Raw genomic sequence first — 16,307 nt, 5'->3', positions numbered from 1 at the left:
CAAGGCGGCCTCGGGGCGCTGGGCCCGGGCTAGAAGGCGACCGTGCGCGCGGTGGTCTCCGCCGCGAAACCGTTCACCCACAAGGACTGCACCTTCGCCGCCTCCGCCGCGGACGGCTTCGCGTTCTTGCACGCCGTGCCGGGACCGTGGCCGGACATCAGCTCCGTGCACGGGCCGCTGTAGTGGTCCGGCAGGCCGAGGTTGTGGCCCAGCTCGTGCGCCGCGATGCGCGTCGGGTCGTAGCCCTCCGCCACCTGGCTCGTGTCCAGGTAGATCTGGCCGCGGCCGTGCCCGTCCGTGTTCGTGTACGACCCGCCGCTGTGCACTTCGTGGAACACGATCGTGGCGCCCGTGCTCCGCTTGGCCAGCTTCACGTCGGTGACCGCGGCGTTCCAGTTGGCCGCGCCCTGGTCGATCTGGGCGAGGTAGTCCGGCGCGCCCGAGGAGCTGTAGTAGAGCGTCGTGACAGCCGCCGCCGAAGCGGCCGGGGCCATCGCCACGCCCAGGCTCAGCGAGGCCGTGATGGCCAGCGCCGCCACACGACCCCACACGCGTCCGTTCATCGTGTCTCCTTCGTCCGGTTCAGAGAGCACTTCACCGTGGTTCGCGTGATGAGGTTAGGAGGTCACCACCCCGGTGGCCACGGCCGAAAGTAGTTCCTCGCGGGAGGGAACGCGGTCCCGCCCCCGCTTGAGCCGCCCAGCCGCACCGCCATAGTCTGCTCTGCGGCATGGACGTCTCGCTGGGCCTGCCGCCCCTTCGCTTCTACGCGCTCGTGCTGTTGCCGCGCGTGCCCGGCGTCTGGATCGGCACCGTGCGCGCGTTGTGCGGCGCCGGGTTCGGCTGGCTCGTCGCGGGCAGCATCGGGCAGGCGTCGCTGCTGCACACCTGATCTTCCTGTTCGTCGCGGAGAAGGCCGTGCCAAGCGGGGCCAGGCTGCGGTCGGCGCGGGCCAAGGCGTCCCGCGCCCGCCGGTACCCGCAGATCAGCCGGATCGCGATCAAGCACGGCCTGGGCCGCTACCTCACCGACGTCGCGAACCCGGCCTCGCGCCCGGCAGGCACGCCAAGCTCGCCCGCTCCCTGCGGCGCGCTCGAAGAGGGCGGGGTGACGTTCGTGAGGCTCTCCGAAGAACGCGACCGCGACGTCGTCACCGGCCTGGTGCACGAGGTCCTGCTGGCCTTCGTCGGCGCGGCCGCGGAGTCTGATGGCGGTCTTCCTCCTGACGGGCGCCGCGCTCCTGACGCTGCACCGGGTGTTCGGCTACAACCTCCTGGTGATCAGGGGCCTGATCGGCTTGCGGCTGCTCTTCGTCGTCTTCCGCCGCTCCGGAAGGCGGACACGATCACCCCGCTGAGCTCCGCTCCTCGTGGTGTGCGTGATCGATGATGCTCAACACCCGGATGCCGGTCCGCCCGAAGAGGCACAGGCCGCTCGAATCGGCGAGCCACGTCACGCCGCCCACCGACGAGTCGACGCGCAGCTCGGTGTACGGCAGGAATTCCCCGGCGGGGCCGAACCGCCAGACGGTGACCTTCTGGTTCCCCCGCGCGACGACCATCGTTCCGTCCGGGGACACGGCCACTTCGTGCGAGTGCGGAAGTCCGGCCAGTTCGGAGAGCTGCGCTCCCGTCGCCGGATCCCACAGGCGAAGCACGCCCATCCGAGGGCTGTTGAGCAAAAGCTCTTCGTCCAGGGAGACCAGCTGCCCGTGGTGCGGACGGTACTCGAGCGCTTCGAGGCAGTCCGGCACGATCAGACTGCGTTCGAGGGTTCGCGTCCGCAGGTTCCAGATCTCCACAGACCGGTTCGTCCGGCCGGTAGCCGCCAACCACTCCCCGCCGGGCGACGTCGCCCAACGACGCCCGCCCTCCAGGGTGAACAGGCTGTCGAGGGAGCCGGCAGCCGGGTCCCATTTGTGGACGTGCCGACCTCTCTTGAAGAGCTCGGGCATCAGCAGCACGGTGCCGTCCGGCAGGACAGCCCGGCCCAATCCGACGTCCGGCAGCATCACTTGAGCGATCTTCGAGCCCGACCGCCAGTCGACGATGAACACCTCGGCACCGCGACCGGTCGAGAGCAGCCAGCTGCCGTCCGGCCCGAATTCCGGGCTGAACAGGCTCCCGAGGGACTTCTGTTCGATCAGCCGGCCGTCGTCCGGCCGCAAGAACCGAACACTCTTGTCCGCAGCACCGATCGACGGCGTCGCGGCCAGCCACCGCCCGCGAGAATCGACGGCGACGTCGTTGAGGCCGCAAGAAAATTCAGCCGTCGCGGTGGTCGGACGCTCCCAGAGGTACACGCAATCCCGGCTGGTGGTGGCGAGCCAGGAACCGTCCGGGCCGGACGCAAGCGGCCCTCGGCCGACTACCGGCATCCGGAATAGCTCCTCGCCGCTCCGGGTGTCCCATCCGATCACGGTCGCGACCCCGCCGAGGTGCGGGGCGGCGAGGGCGGCGAGCCAGCCGCCGTCCGGCGCCACGACGATGTCGACCAGTTCTGTGGGAGTGGTCCACGCTTCCGTCGGCACCGGAAGCGCAAGTGTCGTCCGGCCGTCGCGTGGGTCGAAGAGCTGGATCCGGAGGTGGTCCAGGCCCCAGGCGACTCTGGCGAGCCAGCGGCCACGAGGATCCACCGCGAGCTGACCGATGCGTTCGGACACTGGGAATTCCCGCAGAATCGAACCGTCCGAAGCGGACAGCAGCCGGATTGACGGATCCGCTGGTCCGGCGGCGAGCAGGGAGCCGGGTTCCGGGCCGGGTGCGATGAACAGCGGCGGTCCAGGATAGTCCACCGTCTCACACCAGACTTGCGCCCTGAACGTGAAGCGTTCCTGACCGGTCCGAGCGTCGAGCACGGTGCCTCCTCCGCACGTCGCGTCGGCCACCGCCACCCAGTCTCCGGCCGGGTCGACGACGAACCGAGCCTCGACGTGCGCGGGCGTCGGCACGGCGAACCGTTCCGTGCCTTCGGCGAGGTCGATCAGCCTGATCATGTCGTCGACGTAGAACACGCCGGTGCCGTCTGCGGTGAAGGCAGCTCCGTGCGTCATCCGCTCGCCGCCGCGACCGAACGCTTTCACAAGTTCACCGGTCATCGAGCTGTGCACGGCCAGCAGACCACCGCGATCCACGATCGCGACGGAACCGCCGTCCGGCGAGACGGCGAGTGCCGTGATCCGCCAGGTGCTCTCGACGGAGAAGATGCGCCGCGGTTGCACGACGGACGGTCCGGGGTAGTGCCAGCGGGTCGCGAGCCGCGGACTGTCGTAGGTCCGGCGAAACCGCGCGGCCGCCGACGCCAGCTCCGGGACCGGGGAGACACACTCGAGCAAGGTCGCACCGATCAGTGCCGCCGTACTCGACTTCGCCAAGAGGTGGCTGTTGCGTGAAAGCGTCTGCTTCAGTACCAGAGCTTCTGGGGTACCGGCCCGCTCCAGGTCCTCCTCCGCGGCCACCACACCGTCGAGCCGTATCCTTTCCACGATCCACCGCAGGTCGAGCACCAGCTCACGAAACCGATCGGACAGACCAGCCTCGTCGAGGTGGTACCCGAGGTGACGGCGCACGTACGCGGACCCAACCGGCACGCTCTCCCAGTTCTCCCCCAGTCCGGCGGCTTCCAGCAACTGGCGGTTCAGCTGCGGCAGCGGGACATCGGAACTCATCCGGAGGAACCTCCGGACGACGTCGTGCAGCCTGACCGCCTGGCTGTCCTGCCGGAAGCTCGCGACCAAGGACAACTGCCGCAACTCCTCGCACAGCCGCTCGGCATCGGTGCCCCAGAGCGGGCGGAGTACGTCGAGCGGGATGTCGGTGTCCTCAGGAAACACCGCGAGCAGACCGAAATTCCGCCGGCTGGCCGGATCGAGCTGCTCGACGCTGGCTCCCAGGGTCGCCGCCACCGAATCATGCCGGTCGCCGCGGTGGTCGAGAGCGACCGGGCCGCCTCGGGCGATGCGGGCGGCCAGCCGGCCCGCGGCGACCCCGATCGCGGCGCCGTCGGCGCAAGCGCGATGGAGGTACCGGTTGGCCAGCCGGACGAGCAGGGCGTGCCGTGCGGTCAGCTCGAGCAGTTCACTCACCAGGGCAAGCGGAATTGCGGGCAGCTCAAGGCCGAGCAGTTCTTCGGCTTCCGGACGGGACAGCTCGGGCACCTCGATGACAGCGGCACGCGCGGGCAGACAGCCGCGGTTGCGGCCGACAGCCACCCGGGTGCAGCCTTCACCACCGAGCAGGAACGGCGTCAACTGCCCGGCCGACCAGACGTCGTCGACGACCAGCAACGCTCGGCCGCACATCTCCGCCAGCACTTGCCCGAGTCGGAACCCGGCTTGCTGCGGGTTGGTGAGGGCCGGCCGGGGAGCGCCGAGCTGCTCGGTGACGTCGTTCAGCAGGCCGGCCAGAGCGGCACCACAGGCGTCTTCTCCGAGAGTGACCCAATAGAGGCCACCGGGAAATCGACGGCGAAGCGCCCGCTCCCCGCAAACGGTGGCGAGAAGGGTCGTCTTGCCGAATCCGCCGCCGCCGACAACTCCCACGACCGGCTCGGAGAGCAAGGCCGACATCAGCGGATTCCGGACGCTGGGCCGGTCGACCACCGGCTGATCGATCCGCGGCACCGACCACACGCGTGCTGTTTCGTCTCGGGCACGCAGGAGCTCCCCGTGCTTCCGCCGCCAGATTTCGAGATCAACCGGAGGTAGCCGATCCCCCTGGGCCGCCGCGAAGGTCCAGCACGCTTGCAGGAATCCCCGCACGAGATCCCAGTTCGGGGCGGCGGTCTTCCCGTTGAGCAGATCGCTCAAGGTCGCTTTCCCGGGCTTTCCCGGTATCAGCGCAGCCAGCCGGGAAAGGCTCGGCCGGCCAGCCGTCCGCCGGAACTCCTCCAGCTCGTGGGCGAATGATGGTGACGTTCGGGATCGTTCGGTCACGGCGGGCCATTCTAATGCCCGGTCTCCGGCGAGAACCGGTTCCGTCCGGATGCGTTCGGTGCATCCCCGCCACCGCGGGCCGGTTCGGCACCCTGAGGGCAATTAACCGAGGAAAGGCGATGAACAATGGCGGTTGCCCTTCTCGTACTCTCCGGAGTCACCTGGCTGACGGTGGCTTTCGGGGTCGTCCTGCCTGCGGTGTGGTCCCGCAAGCGCGCTCGAAGGGCCGCGGCGATGGCAGTTCTGGAGCGGCTGATGTCCTTGTCACTACCCCGTCCGGGGCATGTACATGATCACCGCGACCCCCGCCAGGCAGAGGAGCGCGCCGATGACGTCGTAGCGATCCGGCCGGTACCCGTCCGCGACCATGCCCCACGTCAGCGACCCCGCGACGAACACCCCGCCATACGCGGCGAGGATGCGGCCGAAGTGTGCGTCCGGCTGGAGCGTCGCGACGAAGCCGTACAGCCCGAGCGCGATGACGCCTCCGCCGATCCAGAGCAGGCCGCGGTTTTCGCGCATCCCTTGCCAGACGAGCCAGGCCCCGCCGATCTCGAGGACGGCCGCGGCCAGGAACAGCAGGATCGAGCGCAGGACCACTCCGGGATACTAGGCCGGTGCCGTTCACGCTGAGTCATCCGGCCGCCGTGCTCCCGCTGGCGAGACGCCCGCTGGTTCCCTCGGCGCTCGTCGCCGGTTCGGTCGCGCCGGACGTCTTCTGGTTCGTGCCCGCGCCGGAAGGGCTGAACCTCTCGCAGACCCACGAGTTCACGGCGGTCCTCTGGCTGGACCCGCTGATCGCGCTGGCCCTGCTCGCCGTCTTCCACGTACTGCTCAAGCGACCGCTCCTGGCCCTGGCGCCCGCACCGCTGGCCGCACGGCTCCCCCGGCACTTCTCCTGGAGGCGGCCGGGGTGGATCGCGCTGTCACTGGTCATCGGCGCGGCCTCGCACGTCGGCTGGGACGCCTTCACCCACGAAAGCGACGGTCCGGCGTTCCTGCGGATCCCGATCGTCACGGGTGTCGACGTCGGACGGCTGATCCAGCTGATCAGCACCCTCGCCGGAGCCGCGGTGCTCGCCTGGTGGCTGTGGCGCTGGTACCGCACGGCGCCCACCGCCCCGGCGCCGCCGGGCGTCCGTCACGGGAAGACCGTGGTCGCGGCGCTCCTCGCCGGCGCGCTGGCGGGCGTCCTGATCGAGGTGCTGCCATTCCTGGCGGACCACGTCCCGATGTCCCCCGCGGGCGTGGTCGGCAACGCGACCTACCTCCTGGCGACCGGCGCCTGCAGCGGCTTCGCCGTCGCACTCGGCCTCTACGCGCTGGCCTGGCACGCCGCCGAAAAGCCGTGAAGGCCTCCTTACCGGCCATAAGAGCCGGTAAGGAGGCCTTCACGGACCAACGCTGTCAGACGGTGAAGCCCAGGGCGCGCAGCTGCTCGCGGCCGTCCTCGGTGATCTTCTCCGGGCCCCACGGCGGCATCCAGACCCAGTTGATCCGGAAGTCCTTGACCAGGCCGCCGCTGGTCAGCGCGGCCGACGTCTGGTCCTCGATGACGTCGGTCAGCGGGCAGGCCGCGGACGTCAGCGTCATGTCCAAAGTGGCCGTGTTGTCCGGCTCGACGCGGATGTCGTAGACCAGGCCGAGGTCGACGACGTTGATGCCGAGCTCGGGGTCGACGACGTCACGCATCGCCTCTTCGACGTCCTCGATCTTGGCGAGGTCGAGGTCCTGCTTGGCGGTGGCCTCCGCGTCGAGGTCGGCGGCGGTCCGACCTTCACGAGCGGCAGTGGCGGTTTCTTCGGTCATGCCTTCTCAGCTCCACTGGTCGTCCGGGCGACGGCGTCCTTGAAAGCCATCCAGCCGAGGAGGGCGCACTTCACGCGGGCGGGATACTTGGCGACGCCCGCGAAGGCGACCCCGTCCTCCAGCACGTCCTCGTCCGGCTCGACCTTTCCCTTGCCCTGCATCAGTTCCACGAAGGCGTCCATGGTGGTGAACGCCTCCTCAAGCGTGTGGCCGACGACGAGATCCGTCAAGACCGACGTCGAGGCCTGGCTGATCGAGCAGCCCTGGCCCTCGTAGGAGACGTCGGCGACCTTGCCGTCGTCGACCTTGACCCGCAGCGTCACCTCGTCGCCGCAGGTCGGGTTGACCTGGAACGACTCGGCGTCGAACGGGTCGCGCAGGCCGCGCCCGTGCGGGTTCTTGTAGTGGTCCAGGATGATCTCCTGGTACATGCTTTCGAGGTTCACCGGGCCACCCCGAAGAACTTCTGCGCCTCGCGCACGCCCGCCACCAGGGCGTCCACTTCGGACAGATCGTTGTACAGGTAGAACGACGCGCGCACGGTCGCCTGCGCGTGGCAGGCCCGGTGCAGCGGCCACGCGCAGTGGTGGCCGACGCGGACGGCGATGCCGAGGCTGTCGAGAACCTGGCCGGCGTCGTGCGGGTGCACGCCGTCGATCACGAACGACACGGTCGCGCCGCGGTCCTTCAGGTCGGTCGGGCCGATGATCCGGACGCCCGGGATGGCGCCGATGCCCTCGATGGCCGCCGCGGCGAGCTCGTGCTCGTGCGCCGCGATCCGGTCCATTCCGATGGCCGAGAGGTAGTCGACGGCCGCGCCGAGGCCGATGGCCTGCGACGTCATCGGGACGCCGGCCTCGAACCGCTGCGGCGGCGGCGCGAAGGTCGAGCCCTCCATCTTGACCATCTCGATCATCGAGCCGCCGGTCAGGAACGGCGGCATCGCTTCGAGCAGCTCGGTGCGCCCGTAGAGGACGCCGATGCCGGACGGGCCGAGCATCTTGTGCCCCGAGAAAGCGGCGAAGTCGACGCCCAGCTCGTGGAAGTTCACGGGGAAGTGCGGCACCGACTGGCAGGCGTCGAGCACGGTGAACGCGCCGACCGCCTTGGCCTTCTCGACGAGCAGCGAGACGGGGTTGACCGTGCCGAGCACGTTGGACTGGTGCGCGAACGCCACCACCTTGGTGCGCGGCGTGATCAGCTCGTCCACATCGGACAGATCGAGGCGGCCTTCCGGCGTCACCTTGAACCACTTGAGCGTCGCCCCGGTGCGCTGGCACAGCTGCTGCCACGGCACGAGGTTCGCGTGGTGCTCCATCTCGGTGACGACGATCTCGTCACCCGGCCCGACGACGAACCGCGCGGCTTCCGGGCCGGCCGTGGCCGCGTTGCCGAACGAGTACGCGACGAGGTTGATGCCTTCGGTGGCGTTCTTGGTGAACACCAGCTCCTCGGCGTCGGCGCCGACGAACTCGGCGATCTTCGCCCGGGCGGACTCGTACGCGTCCGTCGCCTCTTCGGACAGCTGGTGCGCGCCGCGGTGGACGGCCGCGTTCGATGTCACGACGTAGTGCCGTTCGGCGTCGAGCACGGCCGTCGGGCGTTGCGACGTCGCCCCGGAGTCCAGGTACACCAAGGGTTTCCCGTCGCGAACCGTGCGCGACAGGATGGGGAAGTCGGCCCTCAGGGCCGCCACGTCGAGTGGCAGAGAGCTGGCCGAGGTGGTGGTCATCGGGCCGACTCCTCTCTCGTTCTCGGTGTCGTACTGGGAAACGTCAGAGCGCGGCGGGCTCGGGCTTGCCCACGTACTTGACGTAGCCGTTCTCCTCCAGCTCGTCGGCGAGCTCCTTGCCGCCCGACTCGACGATCTTGCCGCCGGCGAAGACGTGCACGAAGTCCGGCGTGATGTGCCGCAGGATCCGGGTGTAGTGCGTGATCAGCATGACGCCGACCTCGCTCGAAGCCTTGTACGCGTTCACGCCCTCGGAGACGACGCGCAGGGCGTCGACGTCCAGACCGGAGTCGGTCTCGTCGAGGATGGCGAACTTCGGCTTGAGCAGCGCCAGCTGCAGGATCTCGTGGCGCTTCTTCTCGCCGCCGGAGAAGCCTTCGTTGACCGAGCGCTCGGCGAACTCCTGCGAGATCTCGAGCTTGCCCATCTCCTCCTTGACCTCCTTGACCCAGTGGCGCAGCTTGGGGGCCTCGCCACGGACCGCGGTGGCCGCGGTGCGGAGGAAGTTGGACATCGACACGCCGGGCACCTCGACCGGGTACTGCATGGCCAGGAAGAGGCCGGCGCGGGCGCGCTCGTCGACGCTCATCTCGAGGACGTTCTCGCCGTCGAGCAGCACCTCACCCGAGGTCACCTCGTACTTGGGGTGGCCGGCGATGGCGTAGGACAGCGTGGACTTGCCCGAGCCGTTGGGGCCCATGATCGCGTGCGTCTCCCCCGACTTGATCGTCAGGTTGACGCCCTTGAGGATCTCCTTGGCGCCCTCGTCGGTCGTGACCGAGGCGTGGAGGTCCTTGATTTCCAGGGTAGCCATTCTTCGTTTCCTAGAGTCTGTGGTGGACGGCGTCAGGCGCCAACGGCTTCGAGTTCGGCTTCGATCGCCGCTTCGAGGCGCTCGCGCACCTCGGGGACGTCGATCTTCACCAGGATCTCGTGGAAGAACCCGCGCACGACCAGCCGGCGGGCGGCTTCTTCGGCGATCCCGCGCGACTGCAGGTAGAACAACTGCTCGTCGTCGAACCTTCCCGTCGCGCTCGCGTGGCCGGCGCCCTCGATCTCGCCGGTCTCGATCTCGAGGTTCGGCACCGAGTCCGCGCGCGCCCCGGGCGTGAGTACCAGGTTGCGGTTGAGCTCGTAGGTGTCGGTGGCCTCGGCCGCGGCGCGGATCAGGACGTCGCCGATCCAGACCGAGTGCGCGTCGTCGCCCTGCAGCGCGCCCTTGTACATCACGCGCGACTTGCAGTTCGGGACCGCGTGGTCGACGAAGAGGCGGTGCTCCTGGTGCTGCCCCTTGTCCGCGAAGTAGACGCCGAGCATCTCGACGTCGCCGCCCTTGTCGGCGAAGGTCGCCGTCGGCGAGACGCGGACCAGGTCACCGCCCAGGGTGATCACGGTGTGCCGCAGCGAAGCGTCGCGGCCCAGCTTCAGGTGCTGCTCGGAGACGTGCACGGCGTCGTCGGCCCAGTCCTGGACGCTGACCACGGTGACCTTGGCGCCGTCGCCGATGACGAACTCGACGTTGTCGGCGTAGGTGCCGGAGCCGACGTGGTCGAGCACGATCACGGCTTCGGCGAACGCCTCGGCGCGGACCTGCAGGTGCCCGTAGGCGACCTGGCCCTCGCCCGGGCCGTGGATCCGCAGCACGGACGGCTTCGACGCCTTCGTCTCCTTCGGCACCGTCACGACGGTGGCCTTCTGGAAGGACGAGTACGCCTGCGCGGCGATCCGGTCGCTCGGGACGCCGGCCTCGCCGAGGCGCGAGTCGTCGCGGCCGACCGACTCGATCTTCAGTTCGGGCGCGGCCTCGGCGTCGAGCGTGATCTCGCCGGTGGCGACCGCGCTGCCGTCGTGCAGCCCGCGAAGGCGCTTCATCGGCGTGAAGCGCCAGTTCTCCTCACGACCGCCCGGGACCTCGAAGGCCTCGACGTCGTAAGAAGTGAACCGCTCCGCGCGGGACGCGGCCGGGATGACCGCGCCCTCGCGAAGGGCTTCGGAAACGTTGTTCTCAGTGACCGACATGACTAGCCGACGGACCCTTCCATCTGGAGCTCGATCAGGCGGTTCAGCTCGAGCGCGTACTCCATCGGCAGCTCACGGGCGATCGGCTCGACGAAGCCGCGCACGATCATCGCCATCGCCTCGGCCTCGTCGAGACCGCGCGACATCAGGTAGAACAGCTGGTCCTCGCTGACCTTGGACACCGTGGCCTCGTGCCCCATGGACACCTCGTCGTTGCGGATGTCCACGTACGGGTACGTGTCCGAGCGCGAGATCGTGTCCACCAGCAGCGCGTCGCAGACGACGCTGGAGCGCGAGTGGTGCGCCCGCTTCGCCACGCGGACCAGGCCGCGGTAGGACGTCCGGCCGCCGCCGCGCGCCACCGACTTCGACACGATCGTCGAGGACGTGTACGGCGCGAGGTGCTCCATCTTGGCGCCCGCGTCCTGGTGCTGGCCCTCGCCCGCGAACGCGACCGACAGGACCTCGCCCTTGGCGTGCTCGCCCATGAGGAACACCGACGGGTACTTCATCGTCACCTTGGAACCGATGTTGCCGTCGATCCATTCCATGGTCGCGCCCTCTTCGCACTTGGCGCGCTTGGTGACCAGGTTGTAGACGTTGTTCGACCAGTTCTGGATGGTCGTGTAGCGGCAGCGGGCGCCCTTCTTGACGATGATCTCCACGACCGCCGAGTGCAGCGAGTCGGACTGGTAGATCGGCGCCGTGCAACCCTCGACGTAGTGCACGTACGCACCTTCGTCGACGATGATCAGGGTGCGCTCGAACTGGCCCATGTTCTCGGTGTTGATCCGGAAGTAGGCCTGCAGCGGGATCTCGACGTGCACGCCCTTCGGCACGTAGATGAACGAGCCGCCGGACCACACCGCCGTGTTCAGCGCGGAGAACTTGTTGTCCCCGGCCGGGATGACCGAGCCGAAGTACTCCTGGAACAGCTCGGGGTGCTCGCGCAGGCCCGAGTCGGTGTCCAGGAAGATCACGCCCTGCTCCTCCAGGTCCTCGCGGATCTGGTGGTAGACGACCTCGGACTCGTACTGCGCGGCGACACCGGCGACGAGGCGCTGCTTCTCCGCCTCGGGGATGCCCAGCTTGTCGTACGTGTTCTTGATGTCCTCGGGCAGTTCCTCCCAGGAGGTGGCCTGCTTCTCCGTGGACCGCACGAAGTACTTGATGTTGTCGAAGTCGATCCCGGAGAGGTCGGCCCCCCAGTTGGGCATGGGCTTCTTCTCGAAGAGCTTGAGCGCCTTCAGTCGCGCTTCGCGCATCCACTCCGGCTCGGACTTCTTCGAGGAGATGTCGGTGACGACGTCCTCGTTCAGCCCGCGACGGGCGCTGGCGCCCGCCTCGTCGGAGTCCGCCCAGCCGAACGCGTACTTGCCAAGGGACTCGATGGTCTCTTCCTGGCTCAGTGGCGCGGTGGTGGGAGTGCGCTGCTCGGCAGCGGCAGTCATGCGGGTTTCCCTCCATTCGGGATCCGTGCTGTGTGCCCCTCGGGGGACACCGTTCTGGCCGGCTCGGGATGGGCCGGCTGACCCGCCGTGACGGGTACGTGGGTGGTGCACGCGGAGTCCCCGCGTGCGATGGTCGCCAGCCGCTGGACGTGGGTGCCCAGCAGCTGCGCGAACGCCTCCGTCTCGGCCTCGCACAGCTGCGGGAACTCCGCGGCGACGTGGGCGACCGGACAGTGGTGCTGGCAAAGCTGGGCCCCGACGTTCTGGCCAGGAGCCGGAGCGCCGACCTGGCGGGTCGACGCAGCGTAGCCTTCCCTGCTCAGCGCGGTCGCGAGGGCCTCCGCGCGCGCCGCCGGATCACCCGGGGAGGTGATCGCCGCGCGGTGCGGGCCGACCAGCTTCTCGATGCGCTGCTCGGCGAAGGCGCGGACGACGTCTTCGCCGGCGTGCTCGGCGAGGAAGCGGATGGCGGAGACGGCCAGGTCGTCGTAGGCGTGCCCGAAGCGGGCGCGGCCGGGCTCGGTCAGCAGGAAGAGCTTCGCCGGACGGCCCCGGCCCCGGGGTCCGCGGCGCGGGGCGTCCCGCGTCTCGGCTTCGCCGTCCGCGAGAAGCGCGTCCAGGTGCCGGCGGACGGCGGTGGGGCTGATCCCGAGCTGCTCGGCGACCACGACGGCGGTCATGGGACCCTGTTCCAGCAGGAGCCGGGCGACCTCGTGCCGGGTCTTGCCCTCGGCGCTGACCTGCGACGGGACGTGCGGATGCGGGGCACGCGGCTCGTCGCCGCACGCCGGGTCACCCGCCTCCGTCTTTTTCACAACACAAGTGTGTCTTATTTCCCCGTGGTCGGCAAAGGCGGGGTGTCCGGCAGTGACCCGACTCACGCCGGGGCGGCACCGATACCCTGCAGACGTGGCCGTGGGCGAACAGGAACAGCAAGTGGCACAGCTCACCACCGAGCGTGCCCGCGCGGTGACGCTGTCCCCCCTCCGGCCCCGCGACCCGCTCCCCCTGGAGGCCGACGAGCAGCGCGGGCTCAACGTCGTCCGCCGCTTCGGCACGGTCGGCTCGCTCTTCCTGGCGGTCGGCTCGCTCGGCGCCGGCGCCGCCCCGGTGATCAACCCAGTCCAGGAGATCCCGGTGCTGCGGCTGTTCGCCCGGATCCCGACGGTGTCGCTGGCCATCGCCATCTCGGGGATGGGCATCCTGGTGCTGAGCTGGCTGATGCTCGGCCGGTTCGCCCAGCCGAGCCGCACCCGGCTCGCGTCGCAGGGCCAGCTCGCCCGCACGATCGCCCTGTGGGTGCTGCCGCTGCTGGTGATCCCGCCCCTGTTCTCCCGCGACGTCTACAGCTACCTCGCGCAGAGCGAGATCGTGCACCGCGGGATGGACCCCTACACCCTCGGGCCGGCGCAGGCCCTCGGCGTCGCGGACAAGTTCACCGCGGGCGTGTCGAACATGTGGCGCGAGACGCCGGCCCCGTACGGGCCCGTGGTGCTGCGCCTCGGCGGCTGGCTCGCGCCGCTGTCGGGCAACAGCATCGCCATGGGCGTGCTGCTGCAGCGCGCGCTCGCCCTGGTCGGCGTGGTCCTGATCGTCTGGGCGCTGCCCCGGCTGGCCCGCCGCTTCGGCGTCCAGCCCGCGACGGCGCTGTGGCTCGGCGCCGCCAACCCGCTGCTGATCTTCCACTTCGTCGCCGGCGCCCACAACGACGCGCTCGCGATCGGCCTGATGCTGGCCGGGCTGGAGGTCGGCCTCTCCCGGATGCCGATCCGGGTGAAGGGCGACACACCCCCGCCTCTGGCCCGCGGCGAGCTGCTGTACATCGCGATCGGCGTCGCGATCATCACCCTGGGCGTCGCGGTGAAGATGCCCGCGGTGTTCGCGCTGCCGTTCTTCGCGGTGATGGTGGCCCGGCGCTGGCACGGCCGGCTCAAGGACCTCTTCCTGACCGGCGCGCCGATGGCGCTGTGGTTCGGCGTGGTCCTGGTCGCCGTCTGCTTCGGCACCGGGCTGGGCTTCGGCTGGTTCGGGGCGACGTTCAACACCCCCGGCCTGGTCCGCTCCTGGATCTCCCCCACCGCCGAGCTGGCCAACCTCTCCGGCGTCCTCGGCATCGCGCTCGGGCTCGGCAACCACACCGACGGGCTGGTGCCGATCCTCGGCGTGCTCGGCTACCTCGTCGCGGTCGCGATCACGTTCAAGTTCCTGTGGGACAGCTTCAAGTGGCGCTACCGGCCGATCATCGGCCTCGGCGTCTCCCTGGGCGCGGTGATGATCCTGCAGATCAACCTGCAGCCCTGGTACGTGCTGTGGGCGGTGATCCCGCTGGCCGCCGCGGCCGGGACGTCCCGGTTCCGGGTGGCGGCGGCGGTGCTGTCGGCCGCCCTGCCGTTCCTGCTCCCGCCGACGGGCAGCACGTTCGACGGCCGCCCGTACGTGCTGCCGTTCGCCTACGGCGCGGCGATCGTCGTGTGCGGCGCGGGGATGCTGGTCGTGCGGCGGCTGGCGCCGGTGTTGCTCACCCGGGCGTCCCCGCCGGTACCCGCGGCCGCCGACGCCGTATCGTGACCCGATGTGAGTGTCATGGCCGTCGAGATCAGCGGGCTGGTCAAAAGCTACGGCTCCACCCGCGCGGTCGACAGTCTCGACCTGCGCATGGAGCGCGGCAGCCTGCTGGCCCTGCTCGGCCCGAACGGGGCCGGCAAGACCACGACCGTCGAGGTCTGCGAAGGCTTCCTGCGGCCTGACGCCGGCACGGTGCGCGTGCTCGGCCTCGACCCGGTCCGCGAGTCGGCCGAGCTGCGCCCCCGCGTCGGGATCATGCCCCAGGGCGGCGGCGCGTACCCGGGCGTGCGGGCCGACGAGATGCTCCGGCTGGTGGCCTCGTGCGCGGCGTCGCCGCTGGACCCGGCCTGGCTCCTGGACGTCCTCGGCCTGGCCTCGGTGCGCCGGACGCCGTTCAAGCGTCTCTCCGGGGGCCAGCAGCAGCGGCTTTCGCTGGCGTGCGCCCTGGTCGGACGGCCGGAGCTGGTGTTCCTCGACGAGCCGACGGCGGGCATGGACCCCCAGGCCCGCCGCCTGGTGTGGGACCTGCTGGGAGCGTTGCGCCGCGACGGCGTCTCGGTGCTGCTGACGACGCACCTGATGGAGGAGGCCGAGGCGCTGGCGGACACGGTGGTGATCGTGGACCACGGCAAGGTGGTCGTCTCGGGCGCGCCCCAGTCGTTGACGGTGGACGAGAGCGGCACAGCGGGCCTGCGGTTCAAGGCCCGCACCCGGCTCGACACGGCCCTGCTGACGGCGGCGCTCCCAGAGGGCTACGCGGTGCACGAGTCGGCACCCGGGACGTACGTGGTGGCCGGCTCGGTGGACCCGCAGGTGGTGTCGACGGTGACGGCGTGGTGCGCCCAGCAGGGCGTGCTCCCGGAGGAGCTGCAGGTCGGCAGGCGGACGCTCGAAGAGGTCTTCCTCGAGCTGACCGGACGGGAGCTGCGGGCATGACCGTTTTCGAGCCGGGGGTCTTCACCCCGGCGCCCGGGCGGGGATCGCTGGGCCGGATGCTGCGCACGCACGCGCGGGTCGAGGCGAGCCTGACGCTGCGCCACGGCGAGCAGGTCCTGCTGACGCTGCTGATCCCGCTGGCGCTGCTGATCGGGTTGTCGCTGCTGAACATCCTGCCGGCGTCGTCGCTGGGTTCGACGTCCAAAGTGGACTGGATCACGCCACGGATCCTGGCGCTGGCGGTGATGTCGTCGGCGTTCACGGGCCAGGCGATCGCCCTGGGCTTCGACCGGCGTTACGGAGTGCTGAAGCGCCTCTCGGCGACGGCGTTGCCGCGGTGGCTGCTGGTGGCCGGACGTCTTGCCGCGGCGCTGCTGGTCGTCGCCCTCCAGTCGGTGATCATCGGCGTGGTGGCGGCGTTCCTGGGCTGGTCGCCTTCTCTGCCGGGTCTTTTGTCGGCGGTTCTGCTGCTGGTGCTGGGGACGTTGGCGTTCGGGGCTCTGGGCGTGCTGCTCGGCGGGGCTTTGCGGGCCGAGGCCGTGCTGGCGCTGGCGAACATCGTGTGGTTCGTGCTGCTCCTGGCGGGCGGGATCCTGCTGGCGCCGTCTTCGCTGCCTTCGGGGCTGGCTGTCGTGGTCGAGCTGCTGCCGTCGGGCGCTTTGGCCGAGGGGATGCGGACGGCGCTGGTGGACGGTTCGTTCGCGCCGGGGTCTCTCGCGGTGCTCGCGGTTTGGGCAGTTGTGGCGGGAGTCGTGGCTTCGCGGACGACGAAGCTCACCTGAGAGCGCCCTCTCAAGCGCCCCAATGTGGCGTTGGTTGCGTTCAACGCACCCAATGTGGCGTTCGGTGCGTCCAACGCACC

Annotated in this window: 16 protein-coding genes; 6 read left to right on the top strand and 10 right to left on the bottom strand. The window is 69.9% G+C overall.

The annotated features are described in order from the left end of the window. Positions 1-29: 29 nt before the first annotated feature. A complete protein-coding gene (locus AB0G28_RS40805; RefSeq protein ID WP_361102589.1) occupies positions 30-563 on the bottom strand; it encodes a snapalysin family zinc-dependent metalloprotease in 534 nt (177 codons plus the stop codon). A 167-nt stretch (positions 564-730) separates the two neighbouring features. On the opposite strand from AB0G28_RS40805, the gene AB0G28_RS40800 reads away from it, so the two are divergent. Then, positions 731-892: a hypothetical protein gene (locus AB0G28_RS40800; RefSeq protein ID WP_361102587.1), complete on the top strand. Its 162-nt coding sequence runs from the start codon at positions 731-733 to the stop codon at positions 890-892. A 315-nt stretch (positions 893-1,207) separates the two neighbouring features. Further along, positions 1,208-1,357 (top strand): hypothetical protein, encoded by a 150-nt coding sequence (locus tag AB0G28_RS40795; protein WP_361102585.1) that lies wholly within the window; start codon positions 1,208-1,210, stop codon positions 1,355-1,357. On the opposite strand, the gene AB0G28_RS40790 is transcribed toward AB0G28_RS40795, so the two are convergent. Beyond that, positions 1,346-5,035, bottom strand: a complete 3,690-nt coding sequence (locus tag AB0G28_RS40790; protein WP_361102583.1) for an NB-ARC domain-containing protein — start codon at positions 5,033-5,035, stop codon at positions 1,346-1,348. The two genes, AB0G28_RS40795 and AB0G28_RS40790, sit on opposite strands and share 12 nt — an antisense overlap. A gap of 165 nt (positions 5,036-5,200) precedes the next feature. Then, on the bottom strand, positions 5,201-5,533 hold the full coding sequence (locus AB0G28_RS40785; protein ID WP_361102581.1) for a YnfA family protein: 333 nt from the start codon (positions 5,531-5,533) through the stop codon (positions 5,201-5,203). 17 nt (positions 5,534-5,550) lie between these two features. Here AB0G28_RS40785 and AB0G28_RS40780 point away from each other — a divergent pair, with 17 nt between their 5' ends. Further along, entirely contained in the window at positions 5,551-6,285 is a 735-nt protein-coding gene (locus AB0G28_RS40780; protein ID WP_361102579.1) for a DUF4184 family protein, read from the top strand. Positions 6,286-6,340: 55 nt separating this feature from the next. Here the strand turns inward: AB0G28_RS40780 and AB0G28_RS40775 are convergent, their stop codons facing one another. From AB0G28_RS40775 to AB0G28_RS40745, 7 genes are read right to left on the bottom strand one after another with little or no spacing between them, the layout of a single operon-like run. After that, positions 6,341-6,742: a metal-sulfur cluster assembly factor gene (locus tag AB0G28_RS40775; RefSeq protein WP_361102577.1), complete on the bottom strand. Its 402-nt coding sequence runs from the start codon at positions 6,740-6,742 to the stop codon at positions 6,341-6,343. Next, complete coding sequence (gene sufU / locus AB0G28_RS40770; protein WP_361102575.1) at positions 6,739-7,188, bottom strand: Fe-S cluster assembly sulfur transfer protein SufU; 450 nt, start codon at positions 7,186-7,188, stop codon at positions 6,739-6,741. The genes AB0G28_RS40775 and sufU overlap by 4 nt, the downstream gene beginning before the upstream one ends. Next, on the bottom strand, positions 7,185-8,474 hold the full coding sequence (locus AB0G28_RS40765; protein WP_361102573.1) for a cysteine desulfurase: 1,290 nt from the start codon (positions 8,472-8,474) through the stop codon (positions 7,185-7,187). Before AB0G28_RS40765 ends, sufU begins: the two co-directional genes overlap by 4 nt. 43 nt (positions 8,475-8,517) lie before the next feature. After that, positions 8,518-9,288, bottom strand: a complete 771-nt coding sequence (gene sufC / locus AB0G28_RS40760) for a Fe-S cluster assembly ATPase SufC (protein ID WP_361102571.1) — start codon at positions 9,286-9,288, stop codon at positions 8,518-8,520. Positions 9,289-9,320: 32 nt separating this feature from the next. After that, complete coding sequence (sufD, locus tag AB0G28_RS40755; RefSeq protein WP_361102569.1) at positions 9,321-10,493, bottom strand: Fe-S cluster assembly protein SufD; 1,173 nt, start codon at positions 10,491-10,493, stop codon at positions 9,321-9,323. A gap of 2 nt (positions 10,494-10,495) precedes the next feature. Then, positions 10,496-11,944 (bottom strand): Fe-S cluster assembly protein SufB, encoded by a 1,449-nt coding sequence (gene sufB, locus AB0G28_RS40750; protein WP_361102567.1) that lies wholly within the window; start codon positions 11,942-11,944, stop codon positions 10,496-10,498. Beyond that, complete coding sequence (locus AB0G28_RS40745; protein WP_361102564.1) at positions 11,941-12,759, bottom strand: metalloregulator ArsR/SmtB family transcription factor; 819 nt, start codon at positions 12,757-12,759, stop codon at positions 11,941-11,943. Before AB0G28_RS40745 ends, sufB begins: the two co-directional genes overlap by 4 nt. A 121-nt stretch (positions 12,760-12,880) precedes the next feature. Between AB0G28_RS40745 and mptB the strand changes: the two genes are divergently transcribed. Genes mptB through AB0G28_RS40730 form a run of 3 tightly spaced genes read left to right on the top strand, consistent with a single transcriptional unit; the run spans position 12,881 to position 16,227 of the window. Continuing rightward, on the top strand, positions 12,881-14,512 hold the full coding sequence (gene mptB, locus AB0G28_RS40740) for a polyprenol phosphomannose-dependent alpha 1,6 mannosyltransferase MptB (protein WP_361102649.1): 1,632 nt from the start codon (positions 12,881-12,883) through the stop codon (positions 14,510-14,512). A gap of 6 nt (positions 14,513-14,518) precedes the next feature. Continuing rightward, on the top strand, positions 14,519-15,445 hold the full coding sequence (locus tag AB0G28_RS40735) for an ABC transporter ATP-binding protein (protein ID WP_361102561.1): 927 nt from the start codon (positions 14,519-14,521) through the stop codon (positions 15,443-15,445). Then, entirely contained in the window at positions 15,442-16,227 is a 786-nt protein-coding gene (locus AB0G28_RS40730; RefSeq protein WP_361102558.1) for an ABC transporter permease, read from the top strand. Before AB0G28_RS40735 ends, AB0G28_RS40730 begins: the two co-directional genes overlap by 4 nt. Positions 16,228-16,307: the final 80 nt, after the last annotated feature.

Origin of the sequence: Amycolatopsis sp. NPDC021455 (assembly GCF_040640995.1) — a bacterium.
Lineage (GTDB): Bacteria > Actinomycetota > Actinomycetes > Mycobacteriales > Pseudonocardiaceae > Amycolatopsis.
The sequence above is the reverse complement of the archived record's forward strand: the minus strand, read 5'-3'. Positions and strand labels throughout refer to the sequence as shown.